Here is a 1,262-nt window from a genome sequence, read left to right as displayed (position 1 = left end):
GTGATGTGCCCCGGCTTTGGTGGTGTCGGGTTGCTGGAATCCTCGTGCCGTTGATCACGAGGAGAGGCATCCGATGCCCCGTAGCTATCCCCCTGAGTTCCGGCGCAAGGTGCTGGATCTGGTGAAGGCCGGTCGGCCGGTCCGGCAGGTCGCAGCGGACCTGGACATGCCCAGTCAGACGATCTACCTGTGGCTGCGGCAAGACCGCATCGACTCAGGTCTGGAGCCCGGTCTGACGTCGACCGACCACGCGGAATTGGTCGCGGCGCGGCGCCGGATCGCCGAGTTGGAGACCGAGCTGGCCATCACGAGGCGGGCGGTCGATTTGCTGAGAGAGGCGGTGCCCCCAAAAGGAGGTTCGAGGCCATCGAGGTGATGGCGAAAGAGGGCCTGCCGATCGCTACCTGCTGCAGAATCCTTCAGGTCTCCGAATCGGGGTTCCACATGTGGCGCCGGCGGCCGCCCTCGGCGCGGGCGCTGCGGCACGCGTGGCTGACCGAGCAGATCCGGGCCGTCCACGCCGACTCCCGCGGTGCCTACGGCGGCCGGCGCATGCACGCTGAGCTCACCCTGGGCCTGGGCATCCAGGTCGGCCACGGCGCAGTGGAGCTGCTGATGCGCCGGGCCGGGCTCAAGGGGATGCCCGGAGTGCGGCGGCCGCGGCTCAAGCACCAGACTCCGACCGCTGCCGACCTGGTCGACCGCGACTTCCACCGCAGCGCCCCCAACCAGCTGTGGGTCACCGACATCACCGACCACCCCACCCGTGAGGGCAAGGTGTACTGCTGCGTTGTCCTGGACGTCTACGCCCGCCGCGTGGTCGGCTGGTCGATCGACTCGACCCAGACCGCAGCCCTGGCCACCAACGCGCTGGGCATGGCGATCGAGAATCGCCGGCCATCACCCGGGACTCTGATCCACTCCGACCACGGAGTGCAGTACACCTCCTGGGCGTTCACCGAACGCGCCAAGGCCTCCGGCCTAGTGGCCTCGATGGGCTCGATCGGCGACTGTTACGACAATGCAGTGATCGAGTCGTTCTGGGGGCGGATGCAGACCGAACTCCTCAACCGGCAGCGCTGGCGCACCCGGATCGAACTGGCCAACGCGATCTTCGAATACCTGGAAATCTTCCACAACCGCCGACGCCGCCACAGTGCCCTGGGGATGCTCACCCCGATCGAGTACGAGAGGATCTACCCCACCCGACAGCCGGCATGAGATTCCGGTAAACCGACACCACGTAACTCGGGGCACATCAC

At 67.1% G+C, this 1,262-nt stretch carries 1 pseudogene; it reads left to right on the top strand.

From position 1 onward, the window contains the following. Nucleotides 1-73: 73 nt before the first annotated feature. Nucleotides 74-1,221 (top strand): annotated as a pseudogene (locus E1287_RS43260) (IS3 family transposase). Nucleotides 1,222-1,262: the final 41 nt, after the last annotated feature.

This window comes from Actinomadura sp. KC06 (assembly GCF_004348735.1).
Taxonomy (GTDB): domain Bacteria; phylum Actinomycetota; class Actinomycetes; order Streptosporangiales; family Streptosporangiaceae; genus Spirillospora.
Note: the sequence above shows the minus strand (reverse complement) of the source record. Positions and strands in the feature narration are given on the sequence as shown.